This window comes from Blattabacterium cuenoti (assembly GCF_014251715.1).
Taxonomy (GTDB): Bacteria; Bacteroidota; Bacteroidia; order Flavobacteriales; family Blattabacteriaceae; genus Blattabacterium; species Blattabacterium cuenoti_M.
This window is the reverse complement of the sequence record NZ_CP059198.1, coordinates 32,758-57,199: the sequence shown is the minus strand read 5'-3', so window position 1 is coordinate 57,199 and position 24,442 is coordinate 32,758. Positions and strand designations below refer to the sequence as shown.

Sequence of the window (24,442 nt, the reverse complement as noted above, 5' to 3'; positions counted from 1 at the left end):
TATCTGTCATAATTCTAATATTTTAGAAATATTTTTATCACATCCTCCCATTAAAAATTTTATTGGATTTTCTATAGATTCTTTTACAGATACTAAAAATCCAACAGATTCTCTTCCATCAATGATTCTATGATCATAAGATAAAGCCAAATACATCATAGGACGTATTTCAATAGTTCCATTGATAACTACAGGTTTTTCCATTACTTTGTGCATTCCTAAAATAGCACTTTGTGGTGGATTTATAATTGGAGTGGATAACATAGATCCAAAAATTCCTCCATTAGTAATAGTAAAAGTTCCTCCTATCATTTCATCTATAGATATATTACCATTATGAACACGTGTAGATAATCTATTTATTTCCTGTTCTATACCACGAAATGATAAATGTTCTGCATTTCTAATGACAGGAACCATTAACCCTTTAGGTCCAGAGATAGCAATACTAATATCACAATATTCAAAATTAATTTTTTCTTCTCCACTAATCATAGCATTAACATCTGGATATTGTTGCAAAGCTCTAACACAAGAAAGAGTAAAAAAAGACATAAAACCCAAATTTACTCCATGTTTATCCTTAAATATTTCCTTATATTTTTTTCTTATAAGAAAAATTTCTTTCATATCAACTTCATTGAAAGTTGTAAGTGTTGCTGTTTCATTTTTTATAAAAACTAATCTTTCAGAAAGTTTTCTTCTAAGAGAAGAAAGACGAGTTACGGTTTTTGATCTATATACGGGTATTTTATTCGTATTTTCCATAGATGGAAAAGAAGTTTTAGTTTCCAAAAAAATACAATCTGCTTTTGTAATTCTTCCATGTTTTCCTGTCCCTTTAATAGATTCTATAGGAATATTCTTTTCTTTTAAAATTTTTTTTGAAGCTGGAGAAGGGATTTTAATATTTTTAAAATCATTTTTCTCCATCTTGTTTTTATTAGTTTTTTTATTGTCTTCTTGATAAGTATCAATAATACATAAAACGTCTCCAACTCGTATTTTTTCTCCTTTTTTTGCCATTAAGGTTATTATTCCATTCTCTTCTGCAGAAATCTCTAAAGTAGCTTTATCTGAATCTATTTCTGCTATTGTTTGACCTTTAAAAACGGAATCTCCATTTTTAACCATCCATGTTGAAACCTCCACTTCTGTAATTGATTCTCCTGGAGAAGGGACTTTTACCTCTATTGTCATAATAGAATTATTTAAATTTTAAATATTATCATATAAAATCAAAGAAAAGCTTTTTCTAATATTTTATTTTGAATTTTTAAAAAATCTGGATAAGATCCTGTAGATGGACTAGAACATTCATATGGAGCAATTAATCTAAATGAAATAATATCTCCTAATTTTCTTAAAATAAAACTCCATAATCCCATATTTTCTGGTTCTTCTTGTACCCAAAAAATTTCTTTTTTATTTTTATACTTATTAAGTAAGTATTGAATTTTTTTTATTTTTAATGGATAAATCTGTTCTATACGAATCAATGCTGTTTTATCATCTTGAAGGGTTTCTTTTTTATTTAGTAAATCATAATATATTTTACCAGAACAAAAAATTAATCTAGTAATTTTATTAACATCCATAACATAAGTATCATCAAAAATTTCTTGAAAAAATCCTTCAGAAAGGTCTTCTATTGTGGATAAACATTTCGTATTTCTAAGTAAACTTTTAGGAGTAAAAATTATAAGAGGTTTACGATACTTTAACTTCATTTGTCTCCTCAAAAGATGGTAAAAATTAGCTGGAGTTGTACAATTTACTACAAATAAATTATTATTAGCACAAAGTTGTAGATAACGTTCAACACGTGCAGAAGAATGTTCCGGTCCTTGTCCTTCATATCCATGAGGTAGTAATAATACAATTCCATTACTAATTTTCCATTTATTTTCTCCAGAGGAAATATATTGATCTATTATAATTTGTCCTCCATTCCCAAAATCTCCAAATTGAGCTTCCCACAAAGTTAAAACATAAGGAGAATACATTGCATATCCATAATCAAAGCCCAAAACTCCATATTCCGAAAGAGGAGAATTATAAATTTTAATATGCCCTTTCCCTATATTATTTAGAAGAATAATTTCTTCTTCTTCTTCCGTTTTTATAACAGAATGACGTTGAGAAAATGTACCTCTAGCCACATCTTCTCCTGATAAACGAATATGAACTCCTTCATCTAAAAGTGTTCCATAAGCTAATAATTCAGCCATACTCCAATCTACCAATTTTTTTCTAATCATTTCCAATCTTTGTTGAAAAATGTATTCCGTTTTTTTAAAAAAATTTTTTTTCTTTGGAAGAGTAAAAATAGTATTGGATATTTTTATAATTTTATCTATTGGAAATCGTGTATCTACTTTTTTAAAAATTTCTTCATTATTATATACTATAGGAAAATTTTTCCATTCTTCTTCTAAAAAAGAATTCAAAATATTCCATTTAATATTTTTTGCTTCATCATATCCTCCATTAAGAATCTTTTCATATTCTTTTTCCATGCTCATTATATCATTTTTATTAATAATACCTTCTAATTTTTTTTTGTATAAATGATAAGAATTAGGATGCTTTGAAATAGCTTTATATAAAGATGGTTGAGTAAATCTAGGTTCATCTCCTTCATTATGTCCATATTTTCTATATCCTAGTAAATCTATGAAAACATCTTCATGATAACGCATTCTAAAATCTACAGCAAAATGAATAGCTTTTATAACAGATTCTACATCATCTGCATTAACATGTAATACTGGAGCTAACACTATTTTTGCTATATCAGTACAATAAATGCTAGAACGTCCTTCAGTATAATTTGTGGTAAATCCTATTTGATTATTAATTACGATATGAATTGTTCCTCCAGTTTTATATCCTTTTAATTTAGATAATTGAAGAACTTCATAGACAATTCCCTGACCGGATAATGCAGCATCTCCGTGAATGAGAACAGGAATAACTTTTTCAGAATTAATATTATTATTATAAATAATATCTATTTTTGCTCGTGTAATTCCTTCTACAATGGCATCTACGGATTCTAAATGAGAGGGATTAGGAACTAAATTTATTTTTATATATCGTCCTTTACGAGTCTTTCTTATTTTTGAAAATCCTAAATGATATTTAACATCACCAGAAAAAATTTTTTCTTTATACTCTTTACCTTGAAATTCACTAAATATTTGAGAATAATTTTTTTTAAAAAAATTAGAAAGAAGATTTAAACGTCCTCTATGCGACATCCCAATTATAATATCTTCGGTTAAATATTTATTGGATGTATATTCTATCATTTCTTCCAATGCAGGTAAAGTAGACTCATTCCCTTCTATAGAAAACCTTTTTTGCCCTATAAATTTTGTATGAACAAAATTTTCAAATGCGACTGCTTCATTTAATTTTTTTAAAAAAAATTTTTTTTCTTCTGTAGAAAATTGTAATTTTTCTTTTTGAAACCATTTTTCTATCCATTGAATTTTTCTAGGATTAGAAATATACATATATTCTATTCCTATAGATCCACAATAAATATTTTTTAAATAATTAATTATATTTCTTAATGAAGTATTTCCAATACCAATTAATTTTCCAGATTCAAAATAAGTATCAAGTTCTTTTTCAGATAATCCAAAATTTTTCAGATCTAAAGAAGGAAAATGTTTTCTTCTTTTTCGTATAGGATTTGTTTTAGTAAAAAAATGACCTCTACTTCTATAAGCATGAATTAAATTATATACTAAAAACTCTGTATGTATATTTTCATTTTTTTGTTCTAAAAATTCTTTATAACGTTCCTTATCCGTATTAATTGATTCCTTTTTATAGTTTTTTTCTCCAAAATCAAATCCATGAAAAAAAGCGCTCCAACTTGGCTCTATTAAATTAGGATTTTCTTTATACTTTTTGTATAAAAATTCTAAATATTTAAAATGAATGGTATTTAGAAAAGAATATTGATCACTCATATACTCTCACTATTTTTTTTACTTCAAATTTAAACATTTTAAATATCTATCAAAGTTTATTTTTAATTATTTATTAAACGATTTTTTATATTTATTGTCTCTTTTAAAACTAATCTAAGTCCATCTTTTTTAGTCCCTATAGCTGTAGCGAAAAAAGATTTCCCCCAATATTTTCCATGTATATTGTCCGCCATTGTAGATATTATTTTATGAGCATGAACATTATTATTTTTAATGATAGAATCTGAAATAGATATAAAAATAATTGGATTTCTATTTTTTATAAATCCTATAATAAAAAACAAATTAGATATTTCATGTCTTAAATCCAAAACTATTTTTTTAATAATATTCATATCTAATTCTTTTTCTTGCAAAAAATCAATATCACATATATATTTTATAGAAGATGACAGTAGAATCGCTTTTAAAAAATATTCTTTTTTTAAAATTTTAATTTGCTGTGAATGTATTTTTGATATTTCTTTTTTTAATTTTTTATTAGACTCTTGTAAAAAAATAAAATTTTTTGTAGGAGATCCTCTCATCATACTTTTTAAATCTTGATATTTATCATGAACCGATTTTAAATGTAGTATTGCTTTTTTTGAAGTAATAGCCTTAATTCTTCGTATTCCATATGAAATAGAAGATTCTGATATTATTTCAAAAACTTGAATTAATCCAGTATTTTTTACATGTGTTCCTATGCATAATTCAGAAGAATTCCCAAAAGTAATGACTCTTACTTCTTGTTTATATTTATCTTCAAACGTTTCACTAAAAAAAGCATTTTTTTTAGCTTCTTGTAAAGAAGTATATTTTTTTTCTTGCATAAAAAGATCTGAAAAAATTAGCTCTTGAACTAAGTTTTCTATTTTATGCAATTCTTTAATCGTTATTTTTTTATTATGAGAAAAATCAAATCTTATATAATCATCTCCTACATAAGAACCTTTTTGTTGAATATGATTTCCTAGAATTTTTTTCAAAGAAAAATGCAATAAATGAGTAGAAGTATGATTTTTTTCAATTTCTTCTCTTCTATTTTTATTTACTATAGCTTTAAAAGAAGAATAAACATCCAAAGGTAATTTTTTAACAGAATGTATAATAATAGAATTTTCTTTTTTAGTATTAAAAACTAAAATTTGATCCAATTTACTTTTTATATAACCTGTATCCCCCAACTGTCCTCCTCCTTCAGGATAAAAAGGAGTTTTCGAAAAAACTAATTCATAATAATGAGTTTTATCTGATTTATTTTCTACTTTTCTATATTTTATGATTAAAATATCACATTCTATCATTTCATACCCTACAAATCCTACCAAATTTTCTTTAATAAATTGATGATTATGTACTTTTATCCAATCAGTATTCATTATTGTATTACTTTCTTTTTTAGATCTTTTTTTTTGTTCTAATAATTTTTTATTAAGTAATTTTTCATCAAAAAATAAATCATTTTTTTCAATTAACATTTTAGATAATTTTATAGGGAACCCATAAGTATCGTATAATTGAAAAATAGTTTTCCCATCAATAATTTTTTCATTTTTTTCTTTAGTTTTTATGATGATATGTTTCATTTTTTTACTTCCTTTTTCAATAATTTTTAAAAAAGACATTTCTTCTTCTTTAATAACATTTTGTATGTATTTTTTTTTATTTTCCAATTCTGGAAAAGAACTTTTCATTTCTCTTACTAAAGAATTTACAAATTGATAAATAAAAGGTTTTTTCTGATATAAAAAACGATTAGAATAAAAAATAGCTCTTCTTAATATTTTTTTTATAACATAACCAGCTCCATTATTAGATGGTAATTGTCCATCAGAAATAGAAAAAACAACAGCTCTTAAGTGATCTGCTATAATACGAATGGATATTTTTTGATTAAAATCTTCTTTATAAACATTCCCCAACGATTCTTTTATATCTTGAATAATGGGAAAAAAAATATCAGTTTCGTAGCTGGAAAATTTTTCTTGCAATACCATACATAATCTCTCCAATCCCATACCTGTATCTACATGTTTTGTAGAAAGTTTTTCTAATTTTCCATCTGATTTACGTAAAAACTCTATAAAAACAAGATTCCAAATTTCTATTACTTGAGGATGTTTTTTATTAATAAGATATTTTCCAGATAATTTTTTTTGTTCTTTATCATTACGTAAATCAATGTGAATTTCAGTACAAGGGCCACAAGGACCTGTATCCCCCATTTCCCAAAAATTTTCTTTTTTACCAAAAAAAAGTATATTATTATCGCTTAATAAAGCTTTCCAATATTTTAAGGTTTCTTTATCCATAGATAATCCTTCTTTTTTATCTCCAATAAAAATGGATACATAAATATTTTTTTTTGGTATCTGATACACTTTTATTAATAATTCCCAAGCCCATTCTATCGTTTCTTTTCTTGAATAATCTCCAAAAGACCAATTCCCCAACATTTCGAACATGGTGTGATGATAATTATCATATCCCACATTTTCTAAATCATTGTGTTTTCCTGTTACTCTAAGACATTTTTGAATATTAACAATTCTTGAATTCATTGGTTGAATATTCCCTAAAAAATAATCTTTAAAAGGATTCATTCCTGCATTTATAAAAAAAATAGTAGGATCATTTTTTGAACAAATAGGAAAAGAAGAAATAACTCTATGTTTTTTATTTTTAAAAAAACTTAGAAAAGTTTCTCTAATCAATTGATATTTCATAAATTTTTTTTTATATAATATTTAGGAGATTGTTCTATAGCATCCATAATTATTTCCATGATGTTATCAGGAGTCTCTTTTTTAAAATCCAATTGAATAGGTTTTTTAAATTTCATTTTATTTAATACTCCTTTTTTTTTAATTCGAATTCCTTTTTTATCATAAGCTTTTTTAAATCCATCTATTACAATAGGAACAACTATAGGATTATATTTTCTAATAACATGAACTATTCCTCTTCGTCCAGGAGCAAATTCTCTAGTTGTACCTTGAGGAAAAGTAATTAACCATCCATCATTAAGAGCTATTCCCATACGAGTTATTTCAGATAAAATATCTACCGTACTATTTATTTTTTTATCTACTTTTTTCCACGTTCTTTTTACAGTAACACCTCCTGAATAAGTTAATAATTTTGTAATTAAACCTTTATCCATGGTTTCTTTAGCTGCTACATAGTAAAGATTTACTTTTGGATTCAAAAGATAAATAGGATTTTTTATGCTATTTATAAATCCATTTTTTACACTACAAAAAACATGAAACATAGCAAAAACATCTGCAAAATAAGTTTGATGGTTGGATACAAAAAGAACTTTTGTATCAGGTAAATCTTTAATAAATTCTGTACCTTTCAATTGTAATTTATTAAAACCATTATAACGATTATAGGAAATACAACCAAAAGTAAAGATTAAAAAACGTTTTATAAAATGCAAATTTCCAAATGCATCTCTAAATAAAGTGCTTTTTTTTTTTTTAAATGTTTTTTTTTTGTTTTTTTTAAAAAAGATGAATGAAAATTCACTGATTATTTGTCTATTTTTTTCTTAATGTTATTAAATTTTGTAGAATAAAAGGAAAAACTTGTAACTACTAACAAAATTAATAAACTATAATATATCCAAAAAGGTATAGTTACAGGATCTCCTTTAGCATAAGAGTGTAATCCAGATAAATAATAATTTACTCCAAAATAAGTCATAAGAATAGAACTTATTGATAATATGCTCAAAAAATTAAAAGTAAATATACTTTTCATGCATGGAACTAATCGAATATGTAATACAAAAGCATAAACCATAATACTTATCAGAGCCCAAGTCTCTTTTGGATCCCAGCTCCAATAACGTCCCCAACTATTATTTGCCCAAACAGAACCTAAAAAAGTTCCTATTGTTAATAAAAAAAGTCCTATAATAAGACACATTTCATTAATTAATGTAAATTTTTCAATATTAATTTGAATTCTTTTACTATAATAATGAAGATATGCTTTTAATATATACAAAATCAATACAAAAAATCCTAAAAATGCTCCTGTGAAAAAAAAACCATAACTAGATGTTATTATAGCTACATGTATAATCAACCAGTGAGATTTCAAAACTGGGACTAAATTGTTTATTTCTGGATCCATGATATTTCCATGTGCTATAATTAATAAAATAGATGCTACTAAAGCTGTGATTCCTGAAATAAATTTGTTTTTATAAAATAAAAAACCTATCCCAACTAAAATCCAACTAATGAAAATAGATGATTCATATCCATTAGTCCATGGAGCATGTCCAGAAATATACCATCTAGAAATTAAACCTATAAAATTTATAATAAATAGAAAAAATAAAATGAAGAAAAATATTTTAGAAAAAAAATACATATATTTTTTTTGAAATATCATAATCAAAAAAAAATTAATGATAATAATTATCCCAAAAAAAGCATATATAAAAGATAAAATATAAAATATATTTAATTTATTATAAATAATTTCTATGGATATTTTATTTTCTGAAGGTAAAATAGATTTAGCATATTTAAGTTGATATAATCGTATTTTTTTTATTTCATTATCTGCAATACGCCAATTTTTTTCATTTTGAGAAAATAATAAAGATTTTAGATAATTATTAAACATAGAAAATCCTTCAGGATTTAACCTATTTGAATCTGAAATGATCCAACTTGACCAAGTATTATTGACGTCATTTGGAATAGGAAAAATACGAATGTATTTTCCCTGAAAAATATTATGTAAAATTCCTACACGTTCACTAAGACTAAGTACTGCTTTATCATATTTATTTCTTTTCATGGGATTTTTTGAAAAAGTTTTTTCATAATCTTCTTGAAGAAGAAATTTTAATTTTCCCGTTTTGGAATCTATACTATAAAGATCTATCAGAGATACATAATATTCTGAATTGGCTTTCACTTTATTTAAAAAATTATCTCCTCCTTTTTTATCAACTTTAATAAAAGGAATTTTTGTCCAAAATATGTTATCTTGATGTATAGATATAAACCATTGATTTGCATCTAAATTTTCTATATAATTTTTTTTATGTATTTTTCTAAGGAGTTCAATAGCTATAGTATTGATAGGTTTAATTCTACCTCTATCGTCTTGTACTAGCAAACGACCGAATTGATCTCCATGTTTTTTAGGAATATGAATTGCATCAGAAACGTTTTCCAAAGGAATTTTTGTAATTTTAGAAAAAGCGAAACTGTTACTTCCTATCATGAGGATGAGGAATAAAAATAAATAACTTTTAGAATATAAATATTTCAATTTTTTTTTAAGATAACTAAATCTAGTTCCTTTCCAAAATAAAGTAAAAAACATCCCTATACTCATAAAAATATAACCTATATAGGAAAAGTAAGTTCCTAAATAATCATTATTTACAGAAAAATGAGTTCCCTTTTCATCTGGATCATATCCAGATTGAAAAAATCTAAATCCTTTATAGTTTAAAACGTTATTCATGTAAATCAAATAATTTTTTTTCTTTTTATTTATGTGATCTATGAGTGTGATATTACTCATGAAAGAAGATGGAAATTCTGAACCTGGATAGTTTTTTACTTGAAATTTATTTAATCGTAAAAAAAAAGGAAGATTACAAAATATAGATCCATATCCAATGGATATTCTGCAATCATTAAACAATAAAGGATCGCTCATTTCTGTTGAATTTTTCCCTCCTAGAAAAGTAATTAGTTTGTATTTTTTTTTAAAATATATTTCCGCTGTTATAGCACTTAATAAATTATTTTTTTCTTCTTGATCACATGATTCTACATATTCTAATTTTCCTTTTACAATTCCTTCAGGAATGATCCATTGCATGATTTTATTATTTATTTGAATTTTATATAATATTTTAAAATTCAATAAATTAAAAGTATTTTTTAATAAAAAACTAGTTTTATTATTAATCAGATTTATACATTTTATTGTAAAAGAAGATTTTATATATAATTTATTTTTTTTTTCTAAAATTTGTATTCCAAAAGGAATTTTTTTATTTAAAGAAAATACAATACCATTTATTTTGGTATAAAAACCATTTTTAATAAAATTTTCTATTATTCCTTTTTTATTTTTTGAAATAATTTTTATAATTTTTTCTTCTGGTTTTTTTTTTGATAAAATTACTTTTGCACATGGTATATAATCTAAAATTTTGATAATCAAAGGATTATTTTTAAAATAAATTTTTTCTTTATATTTTTTATGATAAGAAGAAAGAATATAAGGATCATGATAAAATTTAGTATAATTTCCTTGATTAACTTTTAATTTGATATAATTTTTTAGAGAAATAATTTTTCTATTAATTTCCCCTTCTCTTATAGATATCATCCCTTCAAAACTATAATATCTAGATAAAATTCCTCCAATAAAAATAAATACGAATGATAGATGAAAAATGAATAAAGGAAACTTATTATGATTCCATAATTTATATTTACATATATTGCCTATTAAATTTATTATCATTAATAACATTATAATTTCAAACCAAGTAGATTCATAAATAAATATTTTTGCAACATCAGTGGAGTATTTTTGTTCTATAAAAGTAGCTATAGCCATAGCTAAGGCTAATAATAAGAACAAAAAAGAAGTTATTTTTGGAGAAAGTATGTATAAAAGAATCTTTTTTAATGTTTGCATATTATTTTAATTATATGCAAAAATATTATTTTTGATTGATGATTAATCCATCATAAGCAAGGTATACATTTTTAGGTAATTTAATTTCAATTTTTTCGTGAAATCCAAGCATATGACTAATGTGTGTTAAGTAAGTTTTTTTAGGACGAATGATTTGAATAGTATTTAAAGATTCGTTAAGCGTAAAGGGATAAATATTTTTTGGTACTTTTCTTAATACGTTTAATACTAGAACGTCTATCCCTTTTATATTTTTAATTGTTTCAATGGGAATGGAGCTTGCGTCTGTGATATATGCAAAATTTTCGATACGAAATCCCAAAATAGGTAAATGTCCATGCCATATGGACAAAGGGAAAATTTTAAAATTTTCTACAAAAAAGAAATCTTTTGAATTATCTAATTCATGTATAGATATGTAAATTTTTGATGTTTTATATTTTTTTTCTGAAGAAAAAATATAAAAAAATCTTTTTTTTATATTTTTTAAAACTCTACGTAATCCATAAATAGGGATAGGGGAATTCATATTAAAATAAATCGGTCTTATATCGTCTAATCCACCTATATGATCTTGATGTTCATGTGTTATAAAAATAGCATCCAATTTAGAATGATGACTTCGCAACATTTGATAACGAAAATCTGGACCGCAATCAATTAAAAAACATTTTTTATTTTTTTCAATTAAAACAGAACTTCTAAGTCTCTTATCTTTTGGATTTTTAGATAAACATACTGGATGGTTAGAACCAATAATAGGAATTCCTTGAGAGTTCCCAGTTCCCAAAAAAGTAATTTTCATATTTTTTTTACTATTTTTGAATATATTGATTCAATATATTTTTTTGTATTTCATTTATAATGTTTTTTTTTCCTTTTAAAAATTCTTTGACAGTATCTCTACCCTGTCCTAACTTAATATCTCCATAACTAAACCAAGATGCATTTTTTTTAATAATTCCTAAATCAACTCCTATATCCAAAATTTCACCTATTTTTGAAATTCCTTCCCCATATATAATATCAAATTCCGCAATTTTAAAAGGAGGAGATAATTTATTTTTAACTACTTTAACTTTTGTTCTATTTCCTAATATTTTTTCCCCATTTTTAATGGAAGAGCCTTTTCTAATGTCTAATCTTATTGATGAATAAAATTTCAAGGCGTTTCCTCCTGTTGTTACTTCCGGATTTCCATATACTCCAATTTTTTCTCTTAATTGATTAATAAAGATGAGTATGCTTTTTGATTTTCCTATACTAGAAGTTAGTTTTCTCAATGCTTGAGACATCAATCTTGCTTGTAGTCCTATTTTTGAATCCCCCATTTCTCCTTCTATTTCACTTTTAGGAGTTAAAGCCGCTACAGAATCAACCACTATCATATCAATAACTCCAGATCTAATTAAATTATCTACTATTTCCAATGCTTGTTCTCCATTATCTGGTTGAGATATTATTAATTCTTTTATATTTATTCCTATTTTTTTAGCATAAATACAATCAAAAGCATGTTCTGCATCTATAAAGCTAACAAAACCGCCTAATTTTTGTGATTCTGATATAGAATGTAAAGCTAAAGTAGTTTTTCCTGAAGATTCTGGACCAAATATTTCAATTATCCGTCCTTTGGGAAATCCTTTAATACCTAAAGCAATATCCAAACTTATAGATCCAGAAGAAATAATTTCTATATTCTCTATATGAGAATCTCCCATTTGCATTACAGTCCCTTTTCCATATATTTTATCCATTTTTTCTAGTACAAGTTTTAAGGATTTTCTTTTGTGTTCCATTTTTTTGTTCATTAATTATTTGATAATATTAAAATAATTAGTAATCATATATTTTCTATATTAAACACAATTAATTTTTATTATTTTCTTAAATTCATTAAATCCTTCCTTTTTAAAAGAAAAATTTTATTTTTTGGCAATCTTAAAAAAAACTTTTTTTTAGTAGTATTAGTAGGAGTAATAATATCTACAAGATATTGTGGATTGAGAATCATTAAATCTTGATAGGAAATATTTAAACTATAGGCAAAAAATTTTAAAGAAATTTTTTCTTTTATAGGGATTAATATAGTTTCTTTATACTTGTATTTATAAGGAGAAGAATGATATGTAGAAATGTGATGTTCTTTATAGTAATTCATTACATAATTTATAGCAATAAATTTTGGAATATAATTTTGTGTTTCTTTCGGGAAAAATTCCCATAAATACCAAAAATCTTTTTTATTTTTATGACGTTGTAAAATTTTATACACAGTACCAGGTCCTGCATTATAAGCAGCTAAAACTAATTCCCAATTTTCTATTTTTTTATATAAAAATTTTAAATAACGGCAAGCGGCCTCTGTTGATTTAACAGGATCATTTCTTTCATCATAAATATGATTCATATTAAGATCATATATTTTACCAGTTTCAGGCATAAATTGCCAAATACCTTGTGCTCCTGCTTTGGAAGTAATGATAGGATTTAAATTTGATTCTATGATAGCTAAATATTTTAATTCTTTTGGAAGACGATGCTTTTCAAGTTTTTCTTCAAACATAGGAAAATAAAAATCTGATAATGAAATAATTCTTTCTATATATTTTGCCATACGAAGATAACTTTCGATAGCGGCATGTACAATACTATTGTATTTTAGTATTTTAATTTGAGATTTTTGATTCAATAAGGTTAATTTTAACCTTAAATTATCCCCATCTATATTAGTAATAATAATATTTTTTTTATGAAATAATTTTTTTACAGATAAAAATCTTTTTTTTCCTACGAACATTTTTTTCCATAATTTTTCTATATATATGTTATCCAATTTATTATTAGAAATATTTTTATGAAAATTGATGATATTTTTTTGTTCCCAAAACGGTTGTTTTGATACAGACTGAAGAATAAAGCTTTTTAATATGAGCATAAAAAACATAATATTTTTTACCGTTATCGTTGCCATTATTAGTTTTTCAAATTGTATAAAAAAAAGTACTAATCAACAAAACGTAAAATGAGAGATATTTTTATTTTTCAGATTTTTCTTCTTTTTCCTCAGATTCTGAATTTTTTCCTTCAGAAGCTTTTTTGAATTCTTTCAATCCTGTTCCTAATCCTCTCATTAATTCTGGTATTTTTTTACCACCAAAAAGTAAAAGTGCAAGAATGACAATAACCACAATTTCTGTGGTACCAAAAGTTCCAAGTAGTATCAAATTAATGGAATTTTTTATCAAATATAAAAAAAATTATTATTTTTCAATTTTTAAAAATTGAAAAATCACCTAAACTAACTTCTTTTTCTTTTTTTATATAAAAAGTGTGATTTCCGATCATAGAATTATTAAAATTTGCATTAAAAATTTTTGAATGATCCTGAATCAAAGATCTTTTTATATTACTATTTTTTATTTTTGCATGTTTTCCTATTGAAACATAAGGTCCTATAATGCTATTTTCAATAATTGTATTTTCTTCTATTGAGCAAGGATTTATAATTAAACTATTTTTTATGATTGCTTTTTTATTAATTAATTCTGAATGTTTGGATTCCATAGATAATATTTTTGAATTTGAATAAATAGTTCTTTTTTTGTTTCCAAAGTCCATCCATTTTTTAACTTGTTTACTAGTAAATTTTTCTCCTTTTTTTCTCATGTTTTCTAAAACATATGTCAATTGATATTCTTGTTCATTGTTATTATTATCTAATAATATAGATTGTAATTCTTCTTTAAAAAAAAGACTATTTTTTAAATAATAAAGACCAATAATAGCTAAATTAGATACATAATTATTTGGTTTTTCTACAAAATGAGTAATAATTCCTGAAGAATCACATTTTACTACTCCAAACAAATGAGGATTTTTAATTTTTTTTGTCCATATAATATTATCAACTTTATCAGTAATTTCCTTTTCAATATTACCATAAAATAAAGTATCGGAAAAAGCAATAATTATAGGTCCTCCTATTAAGGAATCTTTAGCTTTTAGTAAAGCGTCTGCTGTTCCAAGAGGAGTTTTTTGATAATAAATAATAGGATTTACTCCTACATCATTAGATAATTTTATTAATTGTTTTTCTATTTTTTTTTCAAAATTACCTATAATGAAAACAATTTCTTGAATGGAAAAAATTTTAATTACTTTAGATAAACTTTCCAACAATCTACTCAATATTATTTTACCTGCAATAGAAATGAATGGTTTAGGAGTGTTGAAAGTATGTGGATGTAAACGTGATCCTTTTCCTGCCATAGGAATTATAATTTTCGTATTTTTTTTCATATTCCACTACTTCCAAAACTATTATCTCCCCTCATACTTTTATTTAAAATAGTACATTTATTCCATTTTATTTTGGTTTTTTTAACCATATTTAATATTGCTAGTTTTTCATTAGGTATAATTATAATCGGTTTTAAAAAAATGTTGATTACAATGATTTTAATTTCTTTTTTTTCAATATGAATGATACAAATAGCTTCAATAAATTGTTTTTTTATAAAAAAACAATACTTAATATTTTTGTAAAATTCAATAAAAAATCCTGTTGGTATCAATTTTTTTTCCAAAAAATTAATAGAAATAGATTTTTCTATATTGGCAATTAAAGTTGATTGATCTTCTTTTTTATATTTCAAAATTCATTATTATTTTATGAAATTCATCAATCTTTTCTTTTCGAAAAAAAAAACAATTATCAAATACAAAAATTGAAAAAAAAAGCTAAATAGTATTTCTTTTTTTTTATTGATTATAAATACTATAAAAATGGCAAGTATAAAGTGTATTATAATATTTATGATTTTTTTAAAAAAATTAGAAAAATTTTTTTTACCCCAAATGTATAAAATTATTAGCATGCATCCATAAGATGAAAAAGTTCCCCAAGCAGGAATCATGAAACTATTATTAGGAATTATTATGAAAATAATATTAAATAAAAAGGTAATTAGTACCCCTATGAAGGATATATAAGTTCCAATAATAGGTTTATCTATAATTTTATAAAAAATAGATAAATTTGTATAAATACCTAAAAATAGATTTGCCATCATTATTATAGGAATAATGGATATTGCAAGATGATATTTTTTATCAATAAAAAATTCTATTAATAGAGTAAGATTACTGCATATTAATACATAAAAAATTAATCCAAAAAGAATAAATATATAAGTTATTTCTTCAAAATAGTATTTTGCATCAGAATCCTCTGATTTTTTAAAAAAAAAAGGTTCGATTCCTAATCGAAAAATTCTGATATACATATTTATAAAAGACGCTATTTTATAACAAGCAGAATAAGATCCATTAATTTCATCGGATACCCATCTTTTAATCAAAATTTTATCCAAATTTTCATTTATAGAAAAAGATATAGTTCCAAGCATAATAGGAATTCCGTAATTTAACATTTTTTTAGCAAGAATTTTGTTGAATTTTTTTACCGTTACTTTTTTAAAAATAATAGGAAGAACTAAAAATAAATTGCTAAAAGATGATATCATATTTGCAAAAAATATGTAACCTATTTTATCCGTAAAAGAATTGATCCATTCAAAAATGGAAAAAAAACAAGTTTTCTTTATGTAAAGATTATTAGAACAATAGAACATGTATATGATGATAAATGATTGTATTAATATATTAAATACATTTATAATAGTATGCTTAAAAGGTCTATCATGAGCACGAAGCCATGCCATAGGAAGAATGCAAATGCTATCGGAAAATATAATTAAAAAAAACATAAAAAAATATTCTGGATGATTATGATATCCAGCAATAAAAACCAAATATTTTATTGAATTTATAGCAATGATAAAAAAACAAGAAGTGATAAATAATTGTATTATAACACCAGTTGAAAAAACAATTTCTTTATTATAATTTTTTTTATATAAAAATCTAAAATAAGTATTTTCTAATCCAAAAGAAAGAAATCCAATTACTAGAAAAGATAATGCGTACATATCTGTATAAAGAGAAAATTCTTCTCTTTTTAAAGAAATAGTAAAAAATTTTAAAAGAGCATAATTAATGATCTTTGGAAAAATGGATCCTATAGAATAGATAATTGTTTGTATTGCTAATTTTTTGTACAAATTCAATATCTTAATAATTAATTAAAAGTTTCTAATTTCTGTATTTTTTTTTTTTGTGTATGTATAAATTTATTTTCTAATATTTTGCATCTATGAGTAACTTTAATAAAATTTTCAACATAAAAAAAATGTATTATCACAAAAAATCAGAAGATTTTATGCTATATGCAACGAAACACAAAAGGATTAATAGTTTAATGATGAATGAATATATTAAATTAATGACTCCTTATATCGTTGAAGAACGAAAGTTAAATATAGCTCAAATGGATGTTTTTTCTCGTTTAATGATGGATAGAGTAATTTTTTTAGGAACTCCTATAGAAGATCAAGTAGCTAATATAGTGCAAGCTCAATTGTTGTTTTTACAATCTGTAGATTCGGTAAAAGATATACAAATATATATTAATTCTCCAGGAGGAGATGTTTATGCAGGACTAGGAATATATGATACAATGCAAATTGTTGAACCTGATGTCGCTACTATTTGTACTGGAATGGCAGCATCCATGGCTGCTGTTTTACTTTGTTCAGGAGTAAAAAATAAGAGATCTGCATTAAAACATTCTAGAATTATGATTCATCAACCAGTAGGAGGAACACAAGGACAAGCTTCAGATATTGAAATTACAGTTCGTGAAATTTTGAAATTAAAAAGAGAACTTTACGAAATTATATCTAATCATTCTGGATTGTCTATTGACAAAATAGAAAAAGATTCAGATAGAGATTACTGGATGACTTCTCAAGAAGCTAAAGAATATGGAATGATAGATGAAATATTAGAAAAAAAAATATCAAAAAAATAATCACGACAGGATTCGAACCTGTAACCTACTGCTTAGAAGGCAGTTGCTCTATCCATTTGAGCTACGTGATCCAATATTTTTTGGATTTATGATATCGGGGTAGCAGGATTTGAACCTACGATCTCCTGGTCCCAAACCAGGCGCGATAACCAAACTACGCTATACCCCGTTATTGCGGAGAATGTGGGATTCGAACCCACGCGGTATCTATATACCGACAGTTTAGCAAACTGTTCCATTAACCACTCTGGCAATTCTCCACTAAAGAAAGAATACAAATCTAAAATAGATACATTAAATAAACAAATAATAATTAACCATGATTAGGATATTCTATTCTAGTATGATAAATATTCTTTAATTTTTTTTTAAAAACTTGTTTTATTTTTTCTATTTCTTTTAAAGTAATATCTGTATTGGATAATTGATTTTCTTTTTTTTGCTTATTAATGATATTTTCTACCAAATTTTCTAAATCTTTAGGGGATGGGTTTTTAATACTTTTTGAAGCTGCTTCTACGCAATCTGCTATCATTACAATAGCTGTTTCTTTGGAAAAAGGTTTAGGCCCAGAATATTGAAATTGTTTTTTATCTACTTTTAGATATTTTTCTTTTTGTTTTTCATAAAAATAATGAACAATGGTATTCCCATGGTGGGTACGTATAAAATCAATAATAGAATTAGGTAAATGATATTTTTTTGCTAACTTAATTCCAATGGATACATGTTCTAAAATAATTTTAGCACTTTCTTTTGGACTTAATTTTTCATGAGGATTAATTATATTCTGTTGATTTTCAGTAAAAAATATAGAATTTTGTATTTTTCCTATATCATGATAAATAGCTCCTATTCTTACTAGTAGAGAATTAGCTCCAATTACTACAGCCGCTTCTTCTGCAATATTTGCAACGGTTAAAACATGTTGTAAAGTTCCTGGAGCTTTTTTAGATAATAATCTTAATATAGGAGTATTTGTATCAGATAATTCTAATAATGAAATATATGAAGTAATATTTAATAATTTTTCAAAAATAAATATTAATGGATAAACAAACAAAGTGAAAACTCCACTAAAAAAAAATAAAAAAAAAGTATGTAAAGAAATTTTTTCTAAAGATCCTTCACGAATTAAAGTAAGTAAACTAAAAGTAATTATATAAGTGATAGTTATTTTTATTACAGCAATAAAAAGATTAGACATTTTATACATGTTATTTTTTGTTAACATTACTAAAAGACCTGTAGTTATTTGAATAAAAGTAAATTCAAAACTATTTGGTATTATTATGGATAATAATAGAATAGTTATTAGGTGAATGATAATACTCAAGTGAAAATTGAAAAAAGCACGAATACTTATAGGAAGTATACAAAAGGGGATTATATATAATATTTTAGAATGATATTTTAAAGTTAAAATAGTGATAATTAATATTAATAATATATTGATTATTAAAAAATTGATTTCTCTGTTATTTTGAAAAATTTTATTTTGAAAATAAAAAAGATATAATATGAATAGAGTAAAAATCATACTTATTACGAAAAAATATCCTATGATCATACAATAATCTTTTTTTTTATTCCATACTTTATTTTCATATTTTTTTTTAAAAAAAGATAAAATTTGGAATTTTTTTTCGTCTATAATATCATTATAATTGATAAGATTGTCTCCTTTTGTAAAAAAATATTTTATTTTTGGAATAGATTTTATTTTTTCATGAAAAAAAAATTCAGTATAATTTTTATTATAGAAAAAGTTTGGAATAATAGTATTTTTTAAAATTTTTTTTATAATTTTTGCATGATAATTATTCATCATAAAACTATTTTCAAGAATATGATTTACTTTATTATGATTGTAAATTTTATTGTATGGAATAGAAATCCATTTTTTATTTTTTTGAAAAGAAATTTTTGTATTTTTATTATGTTTCCATTTTGGAATATAATCTATATATCCATATTTGTATACAGTATTAACTATTTGATGAACAATTCTAGAATAAGATTTATTCATTGTTATGAATGGAATCTCTTTTAGCTTTTTTTTTATATTTTTTACTATTTTTTTGTTTTTAATACAAAATATTTTTTTATTTTTTTTCAATTTTTGTATTTCCAAACTAATGTCTATACTGTTTTTGGGAACAACAAAATTAAATGGAGAAAATAAATCTCCATAATACCAAGTTTTTCCCTTTGAAAATTCATATTTAAAAATTTCTTTTTTTGGTAAAAAAAAAGTCAATGATAAGATTGCAATTATTGGAACTAAAATCTTATCTGCAATATTTTTATAAAATTTTAAGAAGTTAGCCATTGCCTAAAAATTGTAACTATGCAATTTTTTCGGAAGGGGGGAATTTTTTAATTAAAGAAGAAGTATGATATTGATTAATATGATCAAAATTATGAATTATAATAATATCATAGTTTTTATAATATAATCATGTTTTTTTTTTATAAGATGATTTTTTTTTTTGTAAAATTTTCGATAACAATCTATTTTCATCATTAATACTTTCTTCCAAACAAATGTTAGATTCGGTTCTAAGTACTCCTTTAATTTCTCCAATTTTAGAAATAACATCTCTTGCATCTGAAGGGTCTCTAGCAATAATTCTGCAAAAAAGATTGTACTTCCCTGAAGTAATATATAATTGTACTACATTAGGTATTTTTTTTAACTCTTCTTTTACTAATTTAGACTCACGAGAATCTGATAAAATACCTACAAAAGCTATTAAATGAAATCCTAACGATTCATATCCAATAATCAAAGTACTTCCCTTAATAATTCCAGCATCTTCTAATTTTTTTACTCGAACATGAACAGTTCCAACGGATAATGGTTTTATTTCTTGGCTTATTTGTTTACTTATTTCAGTATATGGGGTTCTTGCATTTATATTTAGTTTTCTGACAATAGTATTGTCTATTTCGTCTGTATGATATCTTAGAATCATTGTTTTATATTTTTATTTTTTTTTTAATAAAGGTATTAAAAATACCAAGATACAAAACTTTCTTTTTAAGAAATAGTTTATTGTTTTTCAATATATTTTTATAGTTTTTATAAAAAAATATTAATTCACATTTAATAATATATTTCTGATTTCTTTTAAAATCATTCCGTATATAGAAAAATATAAAAAATTTTTTATAATATTATTTTTTGTGTAAAATTTTCCTAATATTAAAATAGATACAAATTGTATTGTTTTTTCTTTAAAAGAATTTAATTTGTTTAATAATTTTTTTTGTATTTCTTCATTACTTTTAGGGAATGAAATTTCCACATTTATATTTGGTTTTTGTATTCTCCCATTAAAAGTCATTTTTAATTCTGTAAAAATAAAATTTTTATAAAATTTAAAATTTTTTGAAATATTCATATATTCAATAACATTGGATACTTCTTTAGTATCATAAGCGATAAAATTAATATTGGACTGATAAAAATTTTCTTTCCAACTAATAAATCCTCCTGGTTTTATTTTAAATTCTTTTTTAAATTTTAATTTTAAAATTGGTATTTTTTTTATATAAAAATGATATAATCCATTTATAATAAAAAATTTTCCACTAGTTTGTATATTTTTTTTATATGTTTTTTTTAAAAAAAAATAACCTTTTCCTCTTAATTCAATAAAATTTTCTAAATTTTTATCTAGAAAAATTGATATTTTTGTATTATTATTGATAGAAGTTTTTATATTTAGAAATAAAAAATTATTCTCTTTTTGAACACTTTTTTCTTTTTCCATCATTAATTCTGAAGCTTTTGGATTCACATATAAATGAGAATAATTCAAAATTTGTCCATCTATCATAGATACGTCTACTTTATTATTTTCTTTTTTAGTTATTTTAATTTTTCCATGAGTAAATATTTTTCCAAATAAAAAATGATTTTGTTTTTTATTTGTATTTAAAACAAGCAAATTTTTTGTATAAATAAACAATTTAAAATGCCATTTAAAAAAATTTTTATGTAAAAAAGATCCATTTATAGAACCTTTAGTATTAGATTTTGTTTCTATAAAAGAAGTAGGAGATAATATGCAGGATTCAGAAACAACATTTATATAAGCAGGACTTATTATTTCATAATCTGTATTTGTAGAATTGACTTTTATTCCAAATTTTTTAATTTCTAATTTTCCAAAATAATGAGTATGATCCAAATCACCAAATATTTGTATTCTTCCTGTAAGAATTCCTCTTGCTTCACTATTCATTTTTTTCCATAAAAAGGAAAAATTATCCATTCTTAAATTTGTTATGTTTATTTTAAAATTAAGTTTTGATTTATTTTTTAGTTGATTGTTAATATTTCCAGATATATTTAAAATATCATGAATGTTGTTTTTAAGAACTCCATAAATTTCATAATTTTTATTTTTATGAAAAGAATGAATATAAAAATTTCCTAATATGTTTTCTTCAATTGAAAAATTTTCAATTTTTATATGAATGTTTGGTTCAATTTGATTCTCAATTTTTTTGTAAAAAATAAAGCCATTAATCAATCCATTAACATTTTTTTTAAATATGATTTTTTTTAATGGAACATTATTTAGATAAAGTTGAAATATTTTTTTTTTATTTTTAAAAAAAAACGCATTTATAATAATTTTTTGTTTTCCTGAATACAAAATAATATTATCAATTATATATTTTTTGTTGATAAAATCTATTTTTATTGTTCCTACATTATCAATTATCCAATCATATTCATTGATATTTAATTTAGAAAATAAAGGGTAAAATATAAAAAAATTGTTTTTTTCTTTACAAAGAAAATTCAATATTTGTTCTTGAAATTCTTGTTTTTTTTCTTTTTTTTTAAAAAAAAATTTGGAATTTATCATCCAAAAATTTTTTCTTTTTAAAAGAAAAATATTAATTTTTTTTAAAAAAAAATTTTTTATAAAAATTTTTTCTGCATTTATTTGTATGTTTTTTTTTAAAGAATAATTAAATATTATACATGCTGTATCAACAAATATTTCATTGAATTGAATTGCTTTTATAAAAAAAAGTATTTTCAATATATTATTCTCTTTTTTACCTGAAATATGAATATCAGAAAATATATTTTTATCCTTTTTTGATTTAATTAAATCAAAAAAGGATTTTTTAATTAAAAAACTAAAATTAATAGAAATTATTTGTTTACTACAGTAATTTTTTAAAAAAAAAATTTCTTTTATAACATAAAATAAATGTTTCCATTTAAAATATCCATGAATATTACCAATTATCATGTTATATACATTAATATAAATTTTTTTAAAATGTTGATTATTTATTAATATAATTTTTAAAATTTTATTATTAATATTATCTATATATAGAGATATTTTTTTAATTTGAAAATGTGTAGAAATTTTTCCTTTCAAACTAATTTTATATTTTGAATGATAAAAAAATAGAGTAATAAAGAATGTTTCCAAATTTCCTTTAAAAAAAATCCATAAATCTGGATTTTTACTTGTTAATAGTGATATTTTTGATGGAATTAAAAAAAAGTTTTTTTGTAATAAAAAATCTAAATATTTTTTTTTTATTAAAATTTTACCTGTATATTGTATCTTTTTTAAAAAATAAAAGAAAGTAGCTATTTTAGCTTTAAAAAAATTATTTTGTATAATACCTTCTATTTTTATATTTTTTTTTTGATTTTTAAAAATTAAACTTCCTTTATATATTATCCATTGTTTAATATTAGTTATAAATCTAAATTTTGAATAAAAATTATATGGTATTATTTTTCTTATTTTATAAGGATTAAATTTTATAAAAATTTTATAAAATTTAATTTCTTTCCATTTTTTTTTTATATAAAAAATATGAATTTTATCCGCAAATAATTTATTTCCTTGTAAATCTTTAATAAAAATATCAGAAATAAAAAATTTTTTATTTTCATCATTTAATTCTCCATTGATCCGACCTTGAATAAAAAATAGAAAAGACCATTTTTTATAAAAAAAAATTCCGAAATCTGAACCTAATTTTGATCCTTCAAAAATTTTACCTTGTATATTTTTTTTATTATAAATAGTAAAATATCCTTTTATATAACTATGAGATGTTTTTATTAAAAAATTGTTAATTTTTAATTTTGTAGTATAATAATATGTTATATTACAAAAAAAATTTTTGATAAAAAAATTTTTTTTTATAAAAAATCCTTTGGATTGTATAGAAGCTTTTATTTGTTTTTTATTAATAAAAATATTGTTTATTTGACTATAAAATAAATAATTGATATTTTTACATACTAAATGAGATTTATTTATTATTAACTTAGAACAAGTTATAAAATTGACATCCATTTTATTTGATTTTTTATTATTCAAAATATTTTTTATCAAAAAAATGATATTATAATCTTTTTCTTTTAAATATTTTTTTATAAAAAAAGAAGAATAATTTTCAATTATCAAATTTTTTATCTTTAAATGTTTAGAATTTATGAAAATAAAATAAAATAAATTAGGAATAGATATTCTACATTTAGACAAATGAATAAAAGAAAAATGGTGATGATCTTTAATTTTTACATCATGTAAAATAAGTTCTTTTTTAAATAAATTAATAGAAGCATGTTTTATAGAAACTTTTTTACCAAAATGAGATATTACTTTTTCTAAAAAAAATGTTGATACTTTTTTTTGTATTTTTTTTTGATTATAAATAGTAAAAAAAACTAATAAAAAAAATAAAAAAAGGATTATGTTTTTTTTAAGGAATAATTTATTATAAAAAACATTATTCATTCTCAAAGATATTGTTATTT

The 24,442-nt window shown here is 22.5% G+C and carries 16 protein-coding genes and 3 tRNA genes; 1 reads left to right on the top strand and 18 read right to left on the bottom strand.

All coding sequences use genetic code 11. From position 1 onward, the window contains the following. Positions 1-6 precede the first annotated feature (6 nt). The 12 genes from odhB to H0H59_RS00170 form a co-directional block, all read right to left on the bottom strand. Complete coding sequence (odhB, locus tag H0H59_RS00225; RefSeq protein WP_185862172.1) at positions 7-1,200, bottom strand: 2-oxoglutarate dehydrogenase complex dihydrolipoyllysine-residue succinyltransferase; 1,194 nt, start codon at positions 1,198-1,200, stop codon at positions 7-9. A 38-nt stretch (positions 1,201-1,238) separates the two neighbouring features. Beyond that, positions 1,239-3,986 (bottom strand): 2-oxoglutarate dehydrogenase E1 component, encoded by a 2,748-nt coding sequence (locus H0H59_RS00220; RefSeq protein WP_185862171.1) that lies wholly within the window; start codon positions 3,984-3,986, stop codon positions 1,239-1,241. 62 nt (positions 3,987-4,048) lie between these two features. Further along, positions 4,049-6,718: an alanine--tRNA ligase gene (gene alaS, locus H0H59_RS00215; protein ID WP_185862170.1), complete on the bottom strand. Its 2,670-nt coding sequence runs from the start codon at positions 6,716-6,718 to the stop codon at positions 4,049-4,051. Next, a complete protein-coding gene (locus H0H59_RS00210) occupies positions 6,715-7,437 on the bottom strand; it encodes a lysophospholipid acyltransferase family protein (protein WP_238785025.1) in 723 nt (240 codons plus the stop codon). Before H0H59_RS00210 ends, alaS begins: the two co-directional genes overlap by 4 nt. A gap of 92 nt (positions 7,438-7,529) precedes the next feature. Next, positions 7,530-10,688, bottom strand: coding sequence for a cytochrome c biogenesis protein (ccsA, locus tag H0H59_RS00205; RefSeq protein ID WP_185862169.1), 3,159 nt, complete (start codon positions 10,686-10,688; stop codon positions 7,530-7,532). 25 nt (positions 10,689-10,713) lie between these two features. Next, positions 10,714-11,493 (bottom strand): MBL fold metallo-hydrolase, encoded by a 780-nt coding sequence (locus tag H0H59_RS00200; RefSeq protein WP_185862168.1) that lies wholly within the window; start codon positions 11,491-11,493, stop codon positions 10,714-10,716. A 10-nt stretch (positions 11,494-11,503) separates the two neighbouring features. Continuing rightward, entirely contained in the window at positions 11,504-12,499 is a 996-nt protein-coding gene (recA, locus tag H0H59_RS00195) for a recombinase RecA (RefSeq protein WP_185862167.1), read from the bottom strand. Between the two features lie 68 nt (positions 12,500-12,567). Then, entirely contained in the window at positions 12,568-13,662 is a 1,095-nt protein-coding gene (locus H0H59_RS00190) for a lytic transglycosylase domain-containing protein (protein WP_185862166.1), read from the bottom strand. A 64-nt stretch (positions 13,663-13,726) separates the two neighbouring features. Then, positions 13,727-13,921 (bottom strand): Sec-independent protein translocase subunit TatA/TatB, encoded by a 195-nt coding sequence (locus H0H59_RS00185; RefSeq protein ID WP_185862401.1) that lies wholly within the window; start codon positions 13,919-13,921, stop codon positions 13,727-13,729. 37 nt (positions 13,922-13,958) lie between these two features. After that, positions 13,959-14,990: a sugar phosphate nucleotidyltransferase gene (locus H0H59_RS00180; RefSeq protein ID WP_238785024.1), complete on the bottom strand. Its 1,032-nt coding sequence runs from the start codon at positions 14,988-14,990 to the stop codon at positions 13,959-13,961. Then, complete coding sequence (locus tag H0H59_RS00175) at positions 14,987-15,346, bottom strand: dCTP deaminase/dUTPase family protein (RefSeq protein WP_185862165.1); 360 nt, start codon at positions 15,344-15,346, stop codon at positions 14,987-14,989. The genes H0H59_RS00180 and H0H59_RS00175 overlap by 4 nt, the downstream gene beginning before the upstream one ends. Before the next feature lie 9 nt (positions 15,347-15,355). Then, a complete protein-coding gene (locus H0H59_RS00170; protein ID WP_238785023.1) occupies positions 15,356-16,819 on the bottom strand; it encodes a lipopolysaccharide biosynthesis protein in 1,464 nt (487 codons plus the stop codon). 122 nt (positions 16,820-16,941) lie between these two features. Between H0H59_RS00170 and clpP the strand changes: the two genes are divergently transcribed. Then, complete coding sequence (clpP, locus tag H0H59_RS00165; RefSeq protein WP_185862164.1) at positions 16,942-17,622, top strand: ATP-dependent Clp endopeptidase proteolytic subunit ClpP; 681 nt, start codon at positions 16,942-16,944, stop codon at positions 17,620-17,622. Here the strand turns inward: clpP and H0H59_RS00160 are convergent. The 6 genes from H0H59_RS00160 to H0H59_RS00135 form a co-directional block, all read right to left on the bottom strand. Beyond that, positions 17,620-17,693, bottom strand: a tRNA-Arg gene (locus H0H59_RS00160). The two genes, clpP and H0H59_RS00160, sit on opposite strands and share 3 nt — an antisense overlap. 23 nt (positions 17,694-17,716) lie before the next feature. Beyond that, positions 17,717-17,791 (bottom strand) — tRNA-Pro (locus H0H59_RS00155). Positions 17,792-17,797: 6 nt separating this feature from the next. Continuing rightward, positions 17,798-17,882 (bottom strand) — tRNA-Ser (locus H0H59_RS00150). A 53-nt stretch (positions 17,883-17,935) separates the two neighbouring features. Beyond that, positions 17,936-19,954, bottom strand: a complete 2,019-nt coding sequence (locus H0H59_RS00145) for an HD family phosphohydrolase (protein WP_185862163.1) — start codon at positions 19,952-19,954, stop codon at positions 17,936-17,938. 127 nt (positions 19,955-20,081) lie between these two features. Beyond that, positions 20,082-20,600 (bottom strand): Lrp/AsnC family transcriptional regulator, encoded by a 519-nt coding sequence (locus H0H59_RS00140; RefSeq protein ID WP_185862162.1) that lies wholly within the window; start codon positions 20,598-20,600, stop codon positions 20,082-20,084. Positions 20,601-20,720: 120 nt separating this feature from the next. After that, positions 20,721-24,422 carry a translocation/assembly module TamB domain-containing protein gene (locus H0H59_RS00135; protein WP_185862398.1) on the bottom strand — a complete coding sequence of 1,234 codons (3,702 nt, stop codon included), beginning with the start codon at positions 24,420-24,422 and terminating at the stop codon, positions 20,721-20,723. Positions 24,423-24,442 lie beyond the last annotated feature (20 nt).